Annotated in this window: 3 protein-coding genes; 2 read left to right on the forward strand and 1 reads right to left on the reverse strand. The window is 66.2% G+C overall.

Features of this window, described 5'->3' with window-relative positions; translation table 11 throughout:
- A partial coding sequence (gene bioD, locus WCB02_RS26100) for an ATP-dependent dethiobiotin synthetase BioD (RefSeq protein WP_423962647.1) occupies nucleotides 1-447 on the forward strand: 447 nt, incomplete at its 5' end.
- The gene (locus tag WCB02_RS26105; protein WP_423962648.1) at nucleotides 444-1,709 is read left to right on the forward strand and encodes an adenosylmethionine--8-amino-7-oxononanoate transaminase; all 1,266 of its coding nucleotides are present in this window, start codon (nucleotides 444-446) and stop codon (nucleotides 1,707-1,709) included. The genes bioD and WCB02_RS26105, both read left to right, overlap by 4 nt.
- A gap of 51 nt (nucleotides 1,710-1,760) precedes the next feature.
- Here the strand turns inward: WCB02_RS26105 and WCB02_RS26110 are convergent.
- The coding region (locus WCB02_RS26110) for an ATP-binding protein (RefSeq protein ID WP_423962649.1) at nucleotides 1,761-2,381 on the reverse strand (621 nt) is incomplete at its 5' end.

Consider the following 2,381-nt stretch of genomic DNA (forward strand, 5'->3'; position numbering starts at 1 on the left):
CTGAAGACGCCGGCCTCGCCGCATCGCGCCGCCGCCATCGACGGCCTGACGATCGATCCGGCCAACCTCGCCCTGCCGCCGACCGCGCGCCCGCTGGTGGTCGAGGGCGCCGGCGGATTGCTGGTGCCGCTGACGAGGGAGCTGCTCACGATCGAGGTCTTCGCGAATTGGCACGTGCCACTCGTGCTGTGCGCCCGCACCACGCTCGGCACCATCAATCACAGCCTGCTGTCGATCGAGGCCATCCGCGCCCGCGGCATTCCGCTGACCGGCATAGCTTTCGTCGGCGAGGAAAACGCCGATTCCGAGCGCACCATCACGGCGCTTGCGCGCACGCGCCGTCTCGGCCGCCTGCCGCAGCTCGCCGAGCTGACCGCGGCAGCGCTCAAGGCCGCGTTTGCCGCGCATTTCAATCTTGATGACTTCCTGCAGGACCGTGCACGATGAGATCGACGTCCCCGGTATGGCATCCATTCACCCAGCACGCCGTGCAGGGCGAGATGCCGACCATCGTCAAAGGCGAAGGCGCCTGGCTCGAAGCGGCCGACGGGCGCCGGATCTTCGACGCGATTTCGTCCTGGTGGGTGGTCACCCATGGTCATCGCCATGCGCAGATCATGCAGGCGATCAGGACGCAGACCGACAACCTCGACCAGGTCATTTTCGCCGGCTTCACCCACCCGCCCGCCGAGGAACTGGCGCGCCGCCTCGTCGCGATCACGCCGCCCGGGTTGGACTACGTGTTCTTCTCCGACAGCGGATCGACCTCGGTCGAGGTCGCCTTGAAGATGGCGCTCGGCTATTGGCTGCACTCCGGCGAGCAGCGCCGCCGCATCCTGGCGCTGGAGGGCGCCTATCATGGCGACACCATCGGCGGCATGTCGGTCGGCGAGCGCGGCGTGTTCAACGCGCCCTATGAGCCGTTGCTGTTCGACGTCGCCCGGCTGCCGTTTCCGCGCCCGGGTCGCGAGCAGGCGACGCTTGAGGCACTCGATCAGGCCTGCCGCGACGAGGCTGTGGCCGCGCTGATCATCGAACCCCTGATCTTGGGAGCCGGCGGCATGCTGATCTACCCGCCCTGGGTGCTCGCCGAGATGGGACGAATCTGCAAGGCGCATGACGTGCTGCTGATCGCCGATGAGGTGATGACCGGATGGGGCCGGACCGGCACGCTGTTCGCTTGCGAGCAGGCCGGATTGGTGCCTGACATTGGCTGCTATTCCAAAGGCCTCACCGGCGGCGCGCTGCCGCTCGCGGTCACGCTGTGCAGCGCCGGCATCTTCGATGCGCACTACTCACCGGACCGGCGCAAGACGTTTTTCCACTCCAGCTCCTACACCGCCAGTCCGATCGCCTGCGCCGCGGCGCTCGCCAATGTCAAGGTGTGGCAGACCGAACCGGTGATGCAGCGCATCGCCGATCTAGCCGCCGCCCAAGCGCGCGGGCTCGACCGGTTTCGCGACGATCGCAGGTTCACCAATGTCCGCCAGATCGGGACCATCGCGGCGCTCGACCTCGCCGTGACCGACGCCGGCTATCTCGCCGATGTCGGACCGCGCCTGTACGGGGAGTTCATGAGGCGAGGACTGCTGGTTCGACCGCTCGGCAACACCATCTACCTGATGCCGCCCTATTGCAGCACGGCCGGCGAGATCGACGCCGTGTATCAGGCAATTGAAGCGGTCGCAGAGGTCATCCTGCCGGGATAGGTGAGTCGGGCGTTCTCGACGTCTTGACCGGCCGTGCAAGCGCGCATCGATTCACGATGCCAGCGCGGCCCGGATCATCCGCGCGAGATCGGAGCCGAGATAGGGTTTCGGCAGCAGCAGCACACCGGCGTCGAGCCGGCCATGATGCACGATGGCGTTTTCGGTGTAGCCCGAGGTGTAGAGCACCTTGAGCTCCGGGCGCAGCATCTGCGCCTCGGTCGCAAGCTGGCGGCCGTTCATGCCGCCGGGCATGATCACGTCGGTGAACAACAGGTCGATGCGTTCGGGGCCGCTGAGGATAGCGAGCGCCTCCGCGGCGTTGCTGGCGGCCAGCGTGTGGTAACCGAGACGGCCGACCTGCGTCACGACGTATTCGCGGACCAGCGTATCGTCCTCGACGATCAGTATGGACTCATCGCCGCGTTGAATTTCGGAAATGCCGGCCTCCGCCGGCAGGGTGTCTGCGACGCCCGCGGCCTGCGGCAAATAAAGCTTCACGGTAGTGCCGTGGCCCTCTTCGCTGTAGATCCTGATGTGTCCGTTCGACTGCTTGACGAAGCCGTAGATCATGCTGAGCCCGAGCCCCGATCCCTTTCCGACATCCTTGGTGGTGTAGAACGGCTCAAACACCTTTTCGAGCAGGTTGGCCGGGATTCCCTTGCCGGAATCGCT

It is taken from the genome of Bradyrhizobium sp. (assembly GCF_049581145.1).
GTDB lineage: Bacteria > Pseudomonadota > Alphaproteobacteria > Rhizobiales > Xanthobacteraceae > Bradyrhizobium.